The sequence below is a fragment of the Roseomonas sp. F4 genome (assembly GCF_053891155.1).
On sequence record NZ_JBSSHK010000003.1, the window covers coordinates 117,889 to 134,768 of the forward strand.

The following is a 16,880-nucleotide window of genomic DNA, read 5'->3' on the forward strand; positions in this document are numbered from 1 at the left end:
GGTGGACGACATCTATGATGCGGTGGTGCTGGGCAGCGGTGCCGCCGGGCTGACGGCGGCGCTGACCGCCGCCGTGTCCGGGCTGCGCGTGCTGGTGGTGGAGAAGACCGACAAGCTGGGCGGCACCAGCGCCATGTCCGGCGCCGGCACCTGGATTCCCGCGAACCACCATGCCGAAGCTGCCGGCATCGCCGACAGCCCGGAGGAAGCGCTCGCCTATATCCGCGCCGCCGCACCGGAAGGTTGGGCAGCGACGGAGGATGCGCTGTGGCAGCGGCTGGTCACGGCCTCCCCCGCCATGCTGCGCTTCGTCGAGGCGCATTCGCCGCTGCGGTTTCGGCTGACGCCGGAGGGCGACCCGCTGCGAACCCTGCCGGGCGCCAAGCCGCGCGGGCGCATGCTCTCGCCGCTACCGCTCAGCCGGTGGCGTGTGAGGCGCTTCGCCTTTCGTATCCGGCGATCGACCATCCCGGAAATCTTCACCTATCACGAGGCGGTGGAGACGGACCTCTATCACCACCCCTATCGCACGGCGGCAAAACTCTGGCCGAGGTTGGCTTGGCGGCTGCTGGTGAACAGCCGCGGCAAGGGCACGGCGTTGATCACCGGCCTGCTGCGCGGCTGCCTGGATGCCGGCGTGCGGTTTGTGCTGTCCTCCCGCGCGGTCGAACTGCTGCGGGACGAGACGGGTGCGGTGACGGGCGTGGTGGTGGAACAGCGCGGCCGACGCAAAACCATCCAGGCGAGGCGCGGCGTGGTCATCGCGACCGGCGGTTTTGAGTGGAATGCGGCGCTGCGGGCACAGCATTTTCCGGGGAAGGTGGACTATCTCGGCAGCCCGCCGGGCAATGAGGGGGATGGCCATCGCATGGCGCAGGCTGCCGGCGCGGCGCTGGCGCATATGGACCAGGCGACGCTGACGCCGGCCGTGCCGGTGCGGCATGAGGGGCATCTGATGGCGCGCCCCGTGCCCTTCCACACCGAGCCGAATGCGATCCTGGTGAACCGCCACGCGCTTCGCTTCGTGAATGAGCTGGTCTTCAATATCGGCGAGGCGATGGATGCGCGCGATGCTTCCGGGCAGCCGGTGCACCTGCCCTGCTGGGTGATCGCCGATGCGCGGCTATTGGACCGCCTGCCGCCGGCGCGCTGGGCCGCGAAGGATGATGCGAGCTGGCTGCATCGCGCGGGCAGCATTGCGGAGCTGGCCCAAAGGATCGGCCTGGACCCGGCCGCGCTGGAGGCGACTGTCGCGCGCTACAACGCCGCCTGCGCCGCGCAGAAGGACGCGGACTTCGGCCGTCCTTCCGCCGCCGATGCCGCCGCCAGCGGCGACAAGCGACGTCGCGGCGGGTTGGAGGCGCTTGAGAAAGGGCCGTTCCTGGCGATGCCGTTCAACCGCTCCATTTTGGGCACCAAGGGCGGGCCGCGCACCAATGACCAGGCGGAGGTGCTGCAGCCGGATGGCAGCGTCATCGCCGGGCTCTTCGCCGCGGGCGCGTCGAGCGCAAATCCGCTCGGCACCCGCGGCGTCGGCACCGGCACCACCATCGGCCCCTATATGGCCTGGGGCCATGTGGCGGGGCTGCGCCTCGCCCAGCGCAATGCCTGAGGGTCAGCCGAAGGCGACGGAAGGCAAAAAGGTGGCGATGCCCGGGAACAGGCAGAGCAGCGCCACGCCCACGAGCAGCGCGATCCAATAGGGCAGCGCGGCCAGCGCCGCCTCGCCCAGCTTCACCTCGCCGCCTGTGATGCCGACGAGCACAAAAAGATTCATGCCGACAGGCGGCGTCAGCATGCCGACCTCGATCATCAGCGTGACCACCACGCCGAGCCAGACGGCGTCGAACCCCACGCCGGTCAGCAGGGGAAAAACCAGCGGCAGGGTCATGATCATCATCGACAGCCCATCGAAGAACATGCCGAGCAGCAGATAGACCGCGACGACGACCAGCAGCAGCACCCAGCGCGAGAGGCCCCATTCGGCGACGCTCGCCAGCAATTGCTGCGGCAGACCCAAAAGGCTGATCGCCTGCGCCAGCACCAGCGCGCCGATGAAGACCATGGCGATGACGGCGAAGGTGCGCACCGTGCCGACCAGCGAGGCGATGCAGCCGCGCCAGCTCAGCTCGCCCAGGGTGAAGCCGAGCAGCAGCGCGGCGGCGACGCCGACGCCCGCCGCCTCGGTCGGCGTGGCTAGGCCTGCGAACAGGCTGCCGAGCACGGCGACGATCAGCCCGATCAGCGGCAGCACGCCGACCAAGCCCCGCAGCGCCTCGCCGAGCGCCACGCGCTTCTCCGCCGGTGCGATAGCCGGGTTGCGCAAGGCGGCCACCAGGATCCAGGCCATGAACAGCGCCGCCATCATCAGCCCGGGCAGCACGCCCGCCAGGAACAGCCGCCCGATGGAGGTATCGGTCAGCGCGCCATAGATCAGCAGGGACAGCGAGGGCGGGATCAGCAGCCCCAGCGTGCCACCGGCCGCCAAGGTGCCCACCGTCTGCGCCCGGTCATAGCCGCGCGATTTCAGCTCCGGATAGGCGACGGACCCCACCGCCGCGGCGACGGACATCGAACTGCCGGACACCGCGCCGAACACCGTGCAGACCGCGATATTCGTGTGCAGCAGCCCGCCCGGCAGCCGCGCAAAGATCGGCGCCAGGGCACGATAGACGCCGCGCGCCAGGCCCGAGGCCACCAGCAATTCGCCGAGCAGGATAAACAGCGGAATCGCCGTCAGCGTGAATTCGTTCAGCGTGTTCCAGACGGTCTGCACGCCGATGCGCGTCGATCCGCCGGCGAAGAAATGGAGAATGGCGAAGCCGGTCAGCCCCAGCGCCGCGCCGATCACGGCGCCGGACAGCACGGTCGCCGTGACCATGCCGAGCAGGAAAGTCCAGATCACAGATGTTGCGCCTTTTCCACGGGCGGCGGCCGCAGCCCGACCCAGGCCGCGACCAGGCCGGTGAAGGCGAAGCCGGCCGGCGCCACCGCCACCCAGGGGCCCAGCGGCAGCCGCGCCTGTTCGCTCATCAGCGACAGCCGCCAGGTGAATTCGGCCAGCCCATAACTCTCCCAGGCGAAGACCGCGCAGAAAGCCACCATGATGAGCTGGCCGATCACCCAGGCGATGCGCCGGCCAAGCGGCGGCAGCCGCTCGGTCAGCAGGGTCACGCGGATATTGGCGTTGCCCGCCATGGCGAAGGGCAGTGCCAAAAAGGCCAGCGCGGAAAGCAGCAGCCCCGCCAGCTCCTCGGTGAACCAGAAGGGCGCGGCGACGGCGTAGCGCATCACCACCGCCGCCACGACCAGCCCCAGAATCCCCGCGCAGGCCGCCGCCGAGACGGCCAGCAGCGCGCGGGAGATGCCGAGCAAGGCGCGGTCGATGATCTCCAACTCAGTTGGCGCCGAGCGCGGCCTGGATGCGGCTGCGCCAGGCGGGACCCTGGCCGCCAGCCTCCCGCATCAGCGTGTCCCAGGTCGCCATGGCGGCGCTGCGGATCGCTTGCTGTTCCGTCTCCGTCAGCGTCGGATGGAAGGTCACGCCCTGGCCGCGCAGGCGTTCGCGGGAGGCTTCGTCATCCGCCGCATCCTGCTCGAACCGCGCGCTGCGCTGTTCCATCGCGCCGACCGTGGCCTGAAGCGCCGCGCGGTTTTCCGCCGACAGCGCGCGAAAGCGCGCCTGGTTGGCCAGCACGATATAGGGCGTGGGCGGGAAGGCGAAGCCGGTGCTGGTGGCATGCTTCGCCACTTCCTGCAGGCTGATGGTATGGACGATGCGCGGCGGGTACAGCGCGCAATCCACGACACCGGTCTGCATCGCCGCATACAGCTCCTGCTGCGGCACGATCTGCGCCGCCACGCCGAGCGCGCGGAAGGTCTCGACCTGCTCCCGCGATCCGACGCGCAGCTTCACGCGCTTCAATTCCTCCAGCGTGCGGATCGGGCTGCGGCAGAACAGCGCGGCATCCAGCAGGCCGAGCTGCATGTAGCCCACGGGCTCGATGTTCCAGCGGCGGATGCCCTGGTTCAGGCTCTCCTGCAAGGCCGGCATCACGCGGTTCAGCTCCTGCGCGTTGCGGATCAGGCCGAAGACCAGGATGGAGGACATCGCCGCATCGTCACGGCCCAGGAAGGGCGGCCAGATGAAGCTCATCTCCGGCGTCGCGCCCTGCATGGTGCGCAGCATGTCGGCATCGCGCAGGTTCATCGCATTGCCCTCGAAGACATTGAGGGTGAAGCGGCCGTTCGTGCGCGTGCGCAGATCGGCGGCGAGGTCGCGTACATGCTGGCTTTCGATGCGCGTCGGCGCATAGCTGTTGTGGAAGCGCCATTCCACATTCTGCGCCTCGGCCGCGCCGGTCAGGCCGAACAGGGCCGCCATCGCGCCCAGCATCCAGTTCCGCATTGTCCCCACTCCCACCCTCATCGTGCCGGACGATAGGAGGCGGAGGCCGACATTGACAATCGCCGGCCGGGGGCAACCCTATGTAACCATGGCAGGATATATCGACCGGACGCGCGCGGCGCGGCTGATGCGGGCGGCGGGGCTGGACGCGCTGGTTCTGGCGGCGCCCGAAAGCTTTCGCTGGGCCAGCGGCGCGCCGGCCGGCGTGGCGGCGAATTGGCGGCGGCTGGGGGCGGCGATCGCCGTGGTGCCGGCCGATCCTGCCCGCCCGGTGGGCGTGGTGGTGAGCGACCTTTTTGCCGGGGCGGCGGAAGCGGCGGGCTGCGCGCCGTTGCACCGCCACGTGACCTGGCCCGAAACCGGCGATCTGCGCCCTTTCCTGCCCTTCGAGGCCGATGCCGCGACCCTGGTGGCGCGCGCCACGGCTGCCCGGCCACCTGGCTTCGCCCGCCCCGCCACCTTCGACCGCGCGGCGGCGCTGGCCGCTTTGCGCGCCCTTCTCACCGAGCAGGGCCTTTTGAAGGCCCGGCTCGGCGTGGAACTCTCCGCGGTTCCGGCCGCGGATATGCCGGCGCTGGAAGCGGCGATCGCGCCCGCCGGCATCGCCGATGCCTCCCTGATGGTGGAACGACTGCGCGCCCATAAGTCGCCGGCCGAAATCGCGCTGCTGCGGGAGGCCGGGCTGATCACCGAGGCCGCCCTGCTCAGCCTGCTGCCCGAGATCCGCCAGGGCGCGACGCGGGAGGCGCTGGGGCAGCGCTTTCTCGACCTGGTCCGGCGCGTGGCGCAGCAGCGCGGCACGCCTTCGGTGACCGCCTGGGAATATATCGGCTTCGGCGCCTCCCCCTGGTCCAGCCCGGGCGGCATCGCGCCTGGCGATGTGGTGAAGGTGGATGTCGGCGCCGTGGTCGGCGGCTATTCCGCCGACCTCGCCCGCACCTTCACCTGCGGCGCGCCCGCCCCCCAGGCGCGGCAGCTCCACGCCGCGCTGCGCCAGGCTTTTGACATCGGCCGGGCGATGTTCCGCCCCGGCGTGGCGCTGCGCGACATCCACGCCGCCTGCCTCGGCGCGATGCGGGATGCGGGCTTTCCCAGCTATGCGCGGGGCCATTTCGGCCATGGCCTCGGCGCTTCCATCTGGTCCGAGGAGTTCCCCTATACCGCCGCCGACAGCGACGTGGTGCTGGAGCCAGGGATGGTGATGGCCTTCGAGCTGCCCTGGTACCTGGACGGCCTCGGCGGCTTCATCGTCGAGGACATGCTGCTGATCACGGCGGAAGGTGCGGAAACCCTGGCGGGTGGCGGGCTGCCACACGCCCTGGTGGAATTGCCCTGAGGCGTCTTCACGCAATCTGTGCTGCGGTGCAAGATTGTTGAAGATATGCCAAAGGATCGCGGCTCATGGCTGCTGCTGCTGCCCGGTCACGCCTCGCGCCTCGCCTGACGGGCCTGGGGCGGCGCCCCCTGTTGCTGGCCGCCGGGGCGGGGCTGCTCGCCGCCCCCGCTGTGGCTCAGGCGCCCTGGCCGCAGCGCGCGGTGCGGCTGGTGGTGCCGTTTCCGGCCGGCGGCGGCACCGATGTGGTGGCCCGCATCTATGCAGCGAAGATGGCGCAGCTGCTGGGCCAGCCCATGGTGGTGGACAATCGCGGCGGGGCGGGCGGCAATTTCGGCCTCGAGCATGTGGTCCGCTCCCCGGCGGATGGCCATACGCTGGTCTTGTCCTCCAATGGTCCGGTCGCGGTGAACCGCCATCTGTTCCGCGACCTGCCCTTCGATCCGTCGCGCGACCTGGCGCCGGTCAGCCTGGCCTTCCGCATCGAACAGGCGCTGGTGGTGCGGCCGGACCTGCCGGTGGCCAATCTGGCAGAGTTCATCGCCCTGGCGCGGCGGGAGGAACTGGACTGGGGCTCCGGCGGCACCGGCAGCACGCTGCACCTGGCCGGGGAGCTGTTCAATCTGCGCGCCGGGGTGAAGCTGGCGCATGTGCCCTATCGCGGTTCCGCCCCGGCCACCAATGATCTGCTCGCCGGCACGATCGACGCCATGTTCGACAGCCTGCCCTCCTGCGTGCCGCTGATTCGCAACGGGCGGGTGCGGGTGCTGGCGCTTTGCGGCGCCCGGCGCCACCCGCTGCTGCCGGAGGTGCCGACGATGCAGGAGGCCGGGGTGGCCAACTACGCCACCGGCACCTGGGGCGCGGTCTTCGCCCCGGCGGGCACGCCCGCGCCGATCATCGCGCGGCTGTCCGCCGCCACCAGCCAGGCCCTGGCCGACCCGGCGACGCGGGAGCAGTTGGCCCGCGCCGGCGGCGACGCCGAATCCTCCACGCCGGAAGTGCTGGCCGCCCTGCTGCGGGCGGAGATTGCGATGTGGGGCCAGGTGGTGCGGGAGGCGGGGATCAGCGCCGGCTGAGCTTCATGCCAGCAGGATCGTGACGCCCGCCTGTTCCAACGCCCGGCCTAGCTTCGACGGCGGCGGCGCATCGGTGACGAGGGTGCCGAAATCCCGGGCCGGGGCGATGCGGATCAGCGCGTCGCGGGCGAACTTCTCCGCATGGCACAGCAGCACCGTGCGCCGGGCGGCGGCCATGGCGGCGCGCTTGATGGCCACCTTCTCCGGGTCGAAATCCATCGGGCTGCCGGCGGCGTCGAAGCCCGAACAGGCGAGCACCGCCACATCCAGCGACAGCGCGGCCAGCGCGCCCGCCGTTTCCGCCCCCACCAGCGACCCGTCACCACCGCCCAGACGCCCGGGCAGCACATGCACCGCCGGATGTTCGGCGCGGGCGAAGGCCAGTGCCGCGACCATGGAATTGGTGAAGACCCGGTCGCCACCCCGCGCCGCCAGCGCCACGGCCGCGGCTTCGACCGTGGTCCCGACATCGAGGAAGATGGACTGGCGCGGCGGCAGATGCGCGGCCAGTGCGGCGCCGATGCGGGATTTCGCCGCCGGGTCGCGTTCCCGCTTTTCCGCGTAGCCTAGCCGCACCGCGCCCACCGGCCCGGCACCGCCATGGAAGCGCTGCAACAGCCCCGCCTGGGACAGGTGGATGATGTCCCGCCGCGCTGTCTGCGCGGAGATGCCGAAGCGCCGGGCCAGCGCCTCGATGGTCGCAAAACCCTGCTCCGCGACCAGGCGCAGGATCGCCTGCTGGCGGGGGTTGGGCGCGGTGTCTTGCTCGGGCGGCAGGTCCATGGAAGGTTTCTTACATTCTGTGCTTGCGTCGGGGCAAGTTCCGGTGCTGCCATCCGGCTGGGAGAGACGACCAATGAGCCTTCGACTGCACGAACAGGCGGGCGATGTCACCCTGCATCGCGACGCGCGGGTCTTCGACCCCTGGCGGCTGGAATGGGCCGAGGCGCCGCCGCGCCCGGGCGGGGTGGAGGTAACGCCGGAGGCTGCCTTGGCGGCGCTGTCCGCCGCCCGGAAACTGCGCGGCGTGCCGGTGGCGGTGATCGGGCCGCGGGAGGCGGGGGCGGAGGAGTTGCGCCTGGCCGAAGCAGTCGGCGCCGGCCTGGCCCGTTGCGGCCTGGTGCTGCTCTGCGGCGGCAAGAATGGCGCGATGGAGGCCGCCTGCCGCGGCGCGCAGCGGGAAGGCGGACTGACCATCGGCCTGTTGCCGGATGAGGAATGGCCCGCCGCGAATAACCACGTGATGGTCCCGCTGGCCACCGGCATCGGCCCGGCCCGCAACGCCATCCTGGCCCGCGCGGCCGTCGCGCTGATCGCCGTCGGCGGCGCCTACGGCACAATTTCCGAAATGGCCCTGGCGATGCAGTTCAACCGCCTGGTGCTGGCCCTGCCGCCGGCGCCGGAGGTCCCCGGCGTCGTCCGCTGCCCGACGCCGGAGGCGGCGCTGCACCGTGTCGCTCTGCATCTGCTGCGGATGTCATGAAACGATCATTCGCCAAGATCATGGAAGTTTTCGTAAACGCGCCGCAGCAAAGGATGCCCCGTGCCCATTGAACGCCGCCCCCCTGCCGGCATCACCCTGCGCGGCATCACCAAGCGCTATGGCGCGGCGACGGTGCTGGATGGCGTCTCGCTGGACATCGCGCCGGGCGAGTTCCTGACGCTGGTCGGCCCCTCCGGCTGCGGCAAATCCACCCTGCTGCGCACCATCGCCGGCTTCGAGCCGCAGGATGGCGGGGAGGTCGCGATCGGAGGCCGGGTGGTGGATGCGCTGCCGCCGGCCGCGCGCGACGTCGCCATGGTGTTCCAGTCCTACGCGCTCTACCCGCATATGACGGTGGCCGGAAACATCGCCACGCCGCTGGAAATGCGGCGCCTGTCGCTGGCGGAACGCCTGCCGCTGCTGCGCCTTCTCTCGCCCCGCCGCCCGCGCATCCGGCGGCAGATCATGGCGGAGGTGGAGGTGGTGGCGCGTCAGCTCGACATCCTGAAGCTGCTGGACCGCAAGCCGGCGCAGCTTTCCGGCGGCCAGCGCCAGCGCGTGGCATTGGGCCGCGCCATGGTGCGCAACCCCGCCGCCTTTTTGATGGATGAGCCGCTGTCGAACCTTGATGCCCGGCTGCGGGTGCAGATGCGGACGGAGCTGGCGGAACTGCACCAGCGGCTGGGTGCCACCTTCGTCTATGTCACGCATGACCAGGTCGAGGCGATGACCATGTCCGACCGCGTGGCGCTGATGGAGGCCGGGCGGGTGCTTCAACTCGGGACACCCGCGCAGCTTTACGACACCCCGGCCAGCATCGCCGTGGCGCGCTTCATCGGCAGCCCGCCGATCAACCTGTTGCCAGCCACGGCGCGGGCGCTCGGGGTGCTGGAGGCCGAGGGCCTGGTGCTGCATGCCGATGCGACGGTGCCGCCGGGCCCCGTGACGATTGGCATCCGCGCGGAATCCCTGGCGCTGGCGCCGGAGGGTGCGCCCGGCACCCTGGCCGTGCGGCTGCGCCGGGCCGAGAATCTCGGCGCGGAATGGCTGCTCCACGCAGAAACCCCCGCCGGTGTCGCGCTGACCGCGCGGGTGCCGGCGACGGAGCGGGTGCCGGAACGCTTCGCCTTCGCGGTCGACCCGGCCCGCCTGCATCTGTTCGGCGCCGATGGCCGGCGCATCGAGGCCCGTCTGGGCACGATGGTGCCGGCATGAACGCCAAATCCCTGGCGGGCACCGCCTTCGCCGCCCCCGCCTTCGCGCTGATGCTGGCGCTGCTGATCGGGCCGCTCCTGGTGCTGCTGGCCCTGTCCGTCACCGATTATCGCCTCGGCGCCATGGCGGTGAATTTCATCGGTCTCGGCCATTACGCCGCGCTGTTCAGCGACGAGGTCTTCCAACGCGCTCTGCGCAACACCTTTCTCTATGTCGGCTTCGTGCTGCCGGGCGCGGTGTTCGGCGGGCTCGGCGTCGCGCTGCTGGTGCATGCGCGGATCAGGACGCGCAGCTTCTATGAGGTGATCTACTTCCTGCCCGTCACCTCCACCCTCGTGGCCATGGCGACCGTCTGGCAGTTCATGCTGCATCCCTCGCTCGGCCCTGTCAGCGCGATTTTTTCCGCATTGGGGCTGGCGGGCGTCGATCTTCTGAACGATCCGGACCTCGCGCTGGGCACGCTGGCGATGATCGGGCTGTGGCAACAGGTCGGCTTCAACATGGTGCTGTTCCTGGCCGGCCTGTCCGCCATTCCGCGCGACCTGTACGAGGCGGCGGCGCTGGATGGCGCGGGGGGCGGGGCGGATCGCTTCCTGCGCGTCACCTGGCCGCTGCTGGGGCCGACGACCATGTTCGTCACCATCACCAGCACCATCGCCGCCTTCAAGGTCTTCGACACGGTGGCGGTGCTGACCAAGGGTGGGCCGCTGGGCGCCACCGAAACGCTGCTCTACGTGCTGTATCTGGAAGGCTTCCAGTATTTCCGCACCGGCTACGCGGCGGCGATGACCATCGTGCTGCTCGCCTTCCTCATCATCCTCTCCGTCATCCAGGCGCGGGTGATCGACCGCAAGGTGCATTACGCATGAGGCGCCGTGGATTTTTGGGGGCGCTGCTGTCGCACGCCGTTCTGCTGGCGGGTGCGGTGCTGATGGCTGCGCCCTTCCTCTGGATGCTGCTGACCTCCATCCGCCCGCCGGAGGAGGTTTTTGGCACGGTCTTCAACCTGATCCCCTCCCGCTTCGCCGGGTTCGAGAACTATGCGGAGGCGCTGACGCGCAGCAACCTGCCGCGGGCCATGCTGAATGGCGTGATCGTCTGCGGCGGCATTTTGGCGGTGCAATTGCTGTTCGCGATTCCCTCGGCCTATGCACTCGCAAAACTGAAATTCCGCGGGCGGGAATGGCTGTTCGGGCTGGTGCTGTTCGGGCTCTGCGTGCCGATCCAGGTGCCAGCGCTGCCATTGTATCTCGGCCTCGCCCAGGCCGGGCTGCTCGACACCTTCTTCGCGCTGATGGCGCCCTTCGCGCTGACGGTCTTCGGGATGTTCCTGTTCCGGCAGTTCTTCCGTGGCTATCCGGAGGAGGTGCTGGACGCGGCGCGGCTGGACGGCATGGGGGAATTCGAGATCGTCTGGCGGCTGGCGACCCCGGCCGCGTTGCCGGCGATCGCGGCGTTTTCCATCTTCTCCATCGTCGCCCATTGGAACGACCTCTACTGGCCGCTGATCGTCGTCACCTCCGCCGAGCGGTCGGTGCCGTCGCTGGCGATCCTCGCCTTTCGCGATACCGAGACGGGCGGGAATTACGGGGCGCTGATGGCGGCCGCCGCCATCACCACCGCGCCCCTCATCCTCGGCTTCTTCGCCGCGCGCCGCGCCTTCCTGCGCGGCATCACCATGACCGGGCCGCGCTGAGGCGGCCCCCAGAACAGAGAGGATTCCCCACATGACGACCCGCAGAACCCTTCTCGCCAGCGGCGCCGCGCTGCTCGCCGCCCCCGCCATCGGCCATGCGCAGGCCCAGGTGACGCTGGACGTGCTCTTCGCCAACCCGTCCTTCGCGCGCTTCTTCACGCCGATCTCGGAGGCCTTTACCCGCGCCAATCCCGGCATCCGCATCGCCTTCCGCCAGCCGGCGCCGAATTACGACGAGCAGCACCAGGCGCTGCTGCGCGGATCGCTGACCAACCAGCTGCCGGACGTGACCTTCCCGGGCTTCAACCGCCTGCCGGAGCTGGCGCGCAGCCTGGCGCCGCGCAACCAGATCGCCGACCTGGCGCCGCTGATCGCGGCCGAGGGCGCGGAATGGAAGGCGGCGAATTTCAACGACCGGATGCTGGCGCTGGGCCAGGTCGGCGGCACGCAATACGGCATGCCGTTCAACGCCTCCTCTCCCGTCGCCTATTACAACCCGGAGCTGCTGCGCCGCGCCGGTGGGGACCCCGAGAACTTCCCGAAGGACTGGGAGGGCGTGGTGGCGCTCGGCGCGCGCATCAAGGCGGCGGTGCCGGACGCCATGGGCGTGTCCTACTACATCAACTCCTTCGACAGCGACTGGCTGTGGCAGGCGCTGATCCAGCAGGGCGGCGGGCGCATGCTGAACGCCGATGGCAGCGTGGCCTTCGGCGGCGCGGCTGGCCAGGCGGCCATCACCCTGGCGCGGCGTTTCGTGGCGGAGTCCGGCATGCGGCTGATCGGCGATGAGCAGAACCGCCAGCAATTCGGCCAGGGCGGCACCGGCGTGATCTTCGACAGCCCGGCGCGTCTCGGCGTCATCACCGGCCTGGTCGGCGGCCGCTTCCCGCTGCGCACGGCGCCCTTCCCCATCACCGATGCGGCGAATGGCGGCGTGCCGACCGGCGGCAATGCCGCGGTGATCCTGGCGCGCGATCCCGCGAAGCGCGAGGCCGCCTGGAAGTATGTGAAATTCAGCGCGGGGCCGGAGGCGCAGAAGGTGGCGGTGGAAATGACCGGCTACCTGCCGACCAACAAGCTGGCCGAGGGCGCGGAGTTCCTCGGCCCCTGGTATGCGCAGAACCCCAATGCCCGCGCCGCCGCGATGCAGGCCGACAAGTCCCTGCCCTGGGAGGATTACGGCGCCAATGGCCCGCGCATCCACCGCGCGCAGCAGGAAATCCTAACCGGCGTCATGCGCGGCGACCTGGCGCCGGAGGCCGGGCTGGCCCGCATGGTGCAGCAGACCACCAGCATGATGCGCGGCTGAAACCGGTTGAAGCCCTCTTCCCCCCTGGGGAGGAGGGCCTTCAGCGCAGGCCGAGCCGGTCCAGCAGGGCCAGGAAATCATCGGCCGCGCGGGCGATCGCGGCGGGTCCGTGACAGGCAAAGGCGTCGCGCCGCGCCGCGGCCCCCATGGCGGCCAGCCGGTCCGGATCGGCCAGCAGCGCATCCACCTCCGCCTCCAGAGTCTCCGGTGTCACCAGCAGGCCGTTCTCGCCATGACGGATGCCGCCGGGGATGACGTCGCGATAGGCGACCACGGGCAGGCCGCAGGCCATGGCCTCGATCACCGCGCGTGGCAGCCCATCATGCAGGGCGGGATGTACCATCAGCCGGGATTCGCGCATCCGGGCGAAGACATAATCCTGCGGCCGGTGGCCGGCGAAGCGCATGCGATAGGGCGCCTGGGCCTGCAACGCCGCCATGTCCGGGCCGCCGCCGACGCAGAGGACCCAGTGGCGCCGCGCCAGGGGCAGCAGGGCCGCCTGGTTCTTCCGCGGGCCGTGAAAGACGCCGACATTGATGATGGCGAAGCGCGGGTCCGGGTTGGGCGTGCCATCCCCCACCAGCGCCGGGTCGAAATATTTGGGCAGCAGCAGGCAGCGGCCGGCCGCCGCATGGGCGGCGAAGGGGCCGGCGACCTGGCCCTCATGCTCCGCCAGCACCAAAGCCGCCTCGGCCAGCATCGGGTCAGCGATCGCGCCGCCGACGATGAAGCCGAAGGGGCAGGGGGCCAGCGCCGCCATCACGTCCGGGATCACCTGGTAGCCCAGCCCCTTGAACAGGATCAGTCCCGGCTGGAATTCCGCCAGCGCCTGCCGCAGCGCGGCCGAGACGCGATGGATATGCGGCAGGGAGGGATTATCCGCCGGCAGGAAGCAGGCCGGCACCGCCTCCGGCTCCAGCAGCGCGTCCTCCCTGGCCTCGTCATGCATGCGGAACATCCGCGCATCGACGCCCTGGCGGCGCAGCGCCGCCAGCCAGTGCAATTCGCGCCGAGCGCCCACCATCCGCCGATCGGCGTGACTCATCACCAAGGCCAGACGCATCGATGATCCTCTGTCGGTCCCAGAAGGACCGGTTCTCGGGGCCACAGTTTCTCTGGGGCCACAGTTTCTCTGGGGCCACAGTCCAGGAATTTTTTTCGGGCAAGGCCGGAACCCGGCGCCGGATGCTTCGTTCTTCTCGCAGCCGTCTGCAAGTCCCCCCCTGCGGTCGGCGAAGGCAGGCGGCGGCGCCATACCCCCCCAAGGTCCCATAAGCGCCGCCGCCCGCCCCCCCCCAAAGAAGTGCCCCCCAAACTTGACCGGAACCGGACGCTGCGCGCAGCGTCCGGGTTTTCCGCGTCTTTCATCGCGTTGGGGGGGTTATGATCCGCATCGGCATTGCCGGCATTGCCGGCCGCATGGGCAGCCTGCTGGTGGAGGAGGTGGCCCAGGCTGGGGCCGGCCTCGTGGGTGGGACAACCCGGCCGAGCAGCCTGCGCCCGACCCCGCCAGACACCACCCTGTTCCCCGATGCCGAGGCGCTGTTCGCCGCCAGCGATGTCGTGATCGACTTCACCCACGCCGAGGAAGCCGTGCCCCATGCGCAATGCGCCCTGCGCCATGGCACGCCGCTGGTGCTCGGCTCCTCCGGCCTCTCCACGGCGCAGGAACGCGCGGTGGCGGAGGCGGCGGCCCAGGTGCCGATCCTGCACGCCGCCAATTTCGCCCCCGGCGTGAATCTGGTGCTGGCCCTGGCCGAGAAGCTGGCCGCGGCCCTGCCGGCCGAGAGCTACGATGCCGAGATCGTGGAGATGCATCACCGCCAGAAGGTGGACGCACCCTCCGGCACCGCCATGGCCATGGGGCGGGCGGTCGCGGCGGGGCGGGGCACGACGCTGGAGGCGGCGGGGATGGAAAGTGGGCGAGATGGCCATACCGGCGCCCGGGCCACCGGCGCCATCGGCTTCGCCGCGCTGCGCGGCGGCCAGGTGGTGGGTGAGCACACGCTGATCTTCGCCGCGGCGACCGAGCAGATCGCCATCACCCACCGCAGTTTTGACCGCCGCGCCTATGCCTCCGGCGCCGTGCGGGCGGCGCTCTGGCTGCGCGGCCGGCCGCCCGGGCTCTATTCCATGATGGATGTGCTGGGCATGCGCTGAGGCGCCCGGCGGGGGGCCGCGCAAGCCGGGCATGCGTGGCGGTGGGCCCCGCTCTGCCTTGACCCCGCCACACCGCACTGCAATACGGCCAAATCCCGGTATCCGCCGGGCCAAACCAGCCAGGCCGGGGCGAACCGGCCCTCACGCGACAAGAGGCCGAACCACGCCATGCGCGACAAGGGCGAATATCTTTTCACGTCCGAGAGCGTCTCCGAAGGCCACCCCGACAAGGTGGCGGACCGCATCTCGGACACTGTTCTCGACGCCTACCTCTCGGCTGACCCCTATGCCCGTGTGGCCTGCGAGACGCTGGTCACCACCAACCGCGTCGTCCTGGCTGGCGAGACGCGCGGCCCCGGCAGCGTCACCCCCGATCTGCTGATGCACCTGACGCGCATGGCGATCCGGGACATCGGCTATGAGCAGGACGGCTTCCACTGGCAGAACGCCAGCATCGAATGCCATCTGCACGCCCAGTCCGCGCATATCGCGCAGGGCGTGGACGCGGCCGGCAACAAGGATGAGGGTGCCGGCGACCAGGGCATCATGTTCGGCTATGCCTGCACCGAGACGCCGGAGCTGATGCCGGCGCCGCTGTACTACGCCCATCTGATCCTGCGCCGCATCGCCGAGATGCGCCGCGCCGGTGACGTGGCCGTGGCCGGGCTGCTGCCGGACGCCAAGTCCCAGGTGACGCTGAAATATGTCGACGGCAAGCCGGTGGGTGCCACCAGCGTCGTCGTCTCGACCCAGCACGAGGAACGCCTCGACCAGGCCGAGATCAAGCGGATGATCCGCCCGATCATCGAGAGCAGCCTGCCCAAGGGCTGGATGTGCCCGGATAACGAGCTCTATGTGAACCCGACCGGCACCTTCGTCATCGGTGGCCCCGATGGTGACTGCGGCCTGACCGGGCGCAAGATCATCGTCGACACCTATGGTGGCGCGGCGCCCCATGGCGGCGGCGCCTTCAGCGGCAAGGACCCGACCAAGGTCGACCGTTCCGCCGCCTATGCGGCGCGCTATGTGGCGAAGAACGTCGTCGCCTCCGGCATTGCCGAGAAGTGCACCATCCAGGTGTCCTACGCCATTGGCGTGTCCAAGCCGCTGTCGGTTTATTTCGACCTGCATGGCACGGGCAAGGATGTGGACGAGACGAAGCTGGCCAAGGTGATGGACGGGCTGATGAACCTCTCCCCGCGCGGGATCCGGGAACATCTGCACCTGAACCGCCCGATCTACGCGCCGACCAGCGCCTATGGCCATTTCGGCCGCACGCCGGATGCGGAGAAGGGCACCTTCACCTGGGAGAAGACGGACCTGGCGGATGAGATCCGCCGCGCCTTCAACCGGTAACTTTCGGCCGGCCCGCGCTGCGGCGTGGGCCGGTCCTGCCTGACCCGTCCGCGCCCTGGCGCGGCCGGCCTTGTCTGTTGGGCGGCGGGCGCAGGCCCGTCGCCCCTTTTCGTTTGAGGCCCCCTCATGACCGCAGACCGCCCCCCCCTGGCCGAGGGCGTGCCGGACCGGCTTTATGGCCGTCAGCGCGGCCATAAGCTGCGGCCGCGCCAGCAATTGCTGCTGGATGCCACCCTGCCGCGCCTGCGCCTGCTGCCCGACCAGGCCGCCGACCCGCTTTCGGCCTTTGGCATGCCGGGCGCCAGGCTGTGGCTGGAAGTGGGTTTTGGTGGCGGCGAGCACGCGCTGGAACAGCACCGGGCGCATCCGGATGTGGCCTATATCGCCTCCGAGGTCTTCGAGAACGGGCTGTGCTCCCTGCTCACCCGGCTGGTGCCGGATGGTGAGGAGGCGACCGGCCCGCTGCCGCCCAGCCTGAAGCTCTGGCCGCAGGATGCGCGGCATCTGCTGGGCCTGCTGCCGGAGGGTGCGCTGGATCGGCTGATGCTGATGTTCCCCGACCCCTGGCCGAAGTCCCGGCATTCGAAGCGCCGCTTTGTGCATCCCGAGATGCTGCCGCTGGTGGCCCGCGTGCTGCGCCCGGGCGGTGAATGGCGCATCGCCAGCGACGATCCGACCTACCAGGCCTGGGTGACGGAGGTCTTTGCCCCTACGCCGCTGTTCGAGCTGGTCGAGCGCCACACTACCCGGCCCGAGGGCACGCCCGGCACGCGGTATGAGGCGAAAGCCGTGCGCGCCGGGCGGCAGCCGATCTGGTGGGTGTTCCGGCGGCGCTGAGCCC

At 70.3% G+C, this 16,880-nt stretch carries 16 protein-coding genes; 11 read left to right on the forward strand and 5 right to left on the reverse strand.

Annotation, left to right across the window (positions count from 1 at the left end; all coding sequences use genetic code 11):
* Position 1 precedes the first annotated feature (1 nt).
* Positions 2–1,612 carry an FAD-dependent oxidoreductase gene (locus tag ACVFYP_RS12875; protein WP_499200589.1) on the forward strand — a complete coding sequence of 537 codons (1,611 nt, stop codon included), beginning with the start codon at positions 2–4 and terminating at the stop codon, positions 1,610–1,612.
* Between the two features lie 3 nt (positions 1,613–1,615).
* Here ACVFYP_RS12875 and ACVFYP_RS12880 read toward each other — a convergent pair whose 3' ends face one another.
* From ACVFYP_RS12880 to ACVFYP_RS12890, 3 genes are read right to left on the reverse strand one after another with little or no spacing between them, the layout of a single operon-like run.
* Positions 1,616–2,905 (reverse strand): TRAP transporter large permease, encoded by a 1,290-nt coding sequence (locus ACVFYP_RS12880; protein WP_499200590.1) that lies wholly within the window; start codon positions 2,903–2,905, stop codon positions 1,616–1,618.
* Positions 2,902–3,396, reverse strand: a complete 495-nt coding sequence (locus tag ACVFYP_RS12885) for a TRAP transporter small permease (protein WP_499200591.1) — start codon at positions 3,394–3,396, stop codon at positions 2,902–2,904. Before ACVFYP_RS12885 ends, ACVFYP_RS12880 begins: the two co-directional genes overlap by 4 nt.
* 1 nt (position 3,397) lies before the next feature.
* Positions 3,398–4,408 carry a TRAP transporter substrate-binding protein gene (locus ACVFYP_RS12890; protein ID WP_499200592.1) on the reverse strand — a complete coding sequence of 337 codons (1,011 nt, stop codon included), beginning with the start codon at positions 4,406–4,408 and terminating at the stop codon, positions 3,398–3,400.
* An 88-nt stretch (positions 4,409–4,496) separates the two neighbouring features.
* Between ACVFYP_RS12890 and ACVFYP_RS12895 the strand changes: the two genes are divergently transcribed.
* A complete protein-coding gene (locus tag ACVFYP_RS12895; protein WP_499200593.1) occupies positions 4,497–5,744 on the forward strand; it encodes a M24 family metallopeptidase in 1,248 nt (415 codons plus the stop codon).
* Positions 5,745–5,809: 65 nt separating this feature from the next.
* On the forward strand, positions 5,810–6,820 hold the full coding sequence (locus ACVFYP_RS12900) for a Bug family tripartite tricarboxylate transporter substrate binding protein (RefSeq protein ID WP_499200594.1): 1,011 nt from the start codon (positions 5,810–5,812) through the stop codon (positions 6,818–6,820).
* Between the two features lie 3 nt (positions 6,821–6,823).
* Here the strand turns inward: ACVFYP_RS12900 and ACVFYP_RS12905 are convergent, their stop codons facing one another.
* Entirely contained in the window at positions 6,824–7,603 is a 780-nt protein-coding gene (locus tag ACVFYP_RS12905; RefSeq protein ID WP_499200595.1) for a DeoR/GlpR family DNA-binding transcription regulator, read from the reverse strand.
* Between the two features lie 73 nt (positions 7,604–7,676).
* Here ACVFYP_RS12905 and ACVFYP_RS12910 point away from each other — a divergent pair, with 73 nt between their 5' ends.
* The 5 genes from ACVFYP_RS12910 to ACVFYP_RS12930 are packed head-to-tail and all read left to right on the forward strand — an operon-like array spanning position 7,677 to position 12,523.
* Complete coding sequence (locus ACVFYP_RS12910; RefSeq protein ID WP_499200596.1) at positions 7,677–8,303, forward strand: TIGR00725 family protein; 627 nt, start codon at positions 7,677–7,679, stop codon at positions 8,301–8,303.
* Between the two features lie 60 nt (positions 8,304–8,363).
* Entirely contained in the window at positions 8,364–9,518 is a 1,155-nt protein-coding gene (locus ACVFYP_RS12915) for an ABC transporter ATP-binding protein (RefSeq protein ID WP_499200597.1), read from the forward strand.
* Positions 9,515–10,387: a carbohydrate ABC transporter permease gene (locus ACVFYP_RS12920; protein ID WP_499200598.1), complete on the forward strand. Its 873-nt coding sequence runs from the start codon at positions 9,515–9,517 to the stop codon at positions 10,385–10,387. Before ACVFYP_RS12915 ends, ACVFYP_RS12920 begins: the two co-directional genes overlap by 4 nt.
* Positions 10,384–11,214 carry a carbohydrate ABC transporter permease gene (locus ACVFYP_RS12925; protein ID WP_499200599.1) on the forward strand — a complete coding sequence of 277 codons (831 nt, stop codon included), beginning with the start codon at positions 10,384–10,386 and terminating at the stop codon, positions 11,212–11,214. The genes ACVFYP_RS12920 and ACVFYP_RS12925 overlap by 4 nt, the downstream gene beginning before the upstream one ends.
* A 31-nt stretch (positions 11,215–11,245) precedes the next feature.
* Positions 11,246–12,523, forward strand: a complete 1,278-nt coding sequence (locus tag ACVFYP_RS12930) for an extracellular solute-binding protein (protein ID WP_499200600.1) — start codon at positions 11,246–11,248, stop codon at positions 12,521–12,523.
* 40 nt (positions 12,524–12,563) lie between these two features.
* Here the strand turns inward: ACVFYP_RS12930 and ACVFYP_RS12935 are convergent, their stop codons facing one another.
* On the reverse strand, positions 12,564–13,586 hold the full coding sequence (locus ACVFYP_RS12935) for a glycosyltransferase family 4 protein (RefSeq protein ID WP_499200601.1): 1,023 nt from the start codon (positions 13,584–13,586) through the stop codon (positions 12,564–12,566).
* Positions 13,587–13,909: 323 nt separating this feature from the next.
* Between ACVFYP_RS12935 and dapB the strand changes: the two genes are divergently transcribed.
* The 3 genes from dapB (at position 13,910) to trmB (ending at position 16,876) form a co-directional block, all read left to right on the forward strand.
* Entirely contained in the window at positions 13,910–14,683 is a 774-nt protein-coding gene (dapB, locus tag ACVFYP_RS12940; RefSeq protein WP_499201267.1) for a 4-hydroxy-tetrahydrodipicolinate reductase, read from the forward strand.
* 168 nt (positions 14,684–14,851) lie between these two features.
* Positions 14,852–16,039, forward strand: coding sequence for a methionine adenosyltransferase (gene metK / locus ACVFYP_RS12945; RefSeq protein WP_499200602.1), 1,188 nt, complete (start codon positions 14,852–14,854; stop codon positions 16,037–16,039).
* 126 nt (positions 16,040–16,165) lie between these two features.
* Positions 16,166–16,876, forward strand: a complete 711-nt coding sequence (gene trmB, locus ACVFYP_RS12950) for a tRNA (guanine(46)-N(7))-methyltransferase TrmB (protein ID WP_499200603.1) — start codon at positions 16,166–16,168, stop codon at positions 16,874–16,876.
* Positions 16,877–16,880 lie beyond the last annotated feature (4 nt).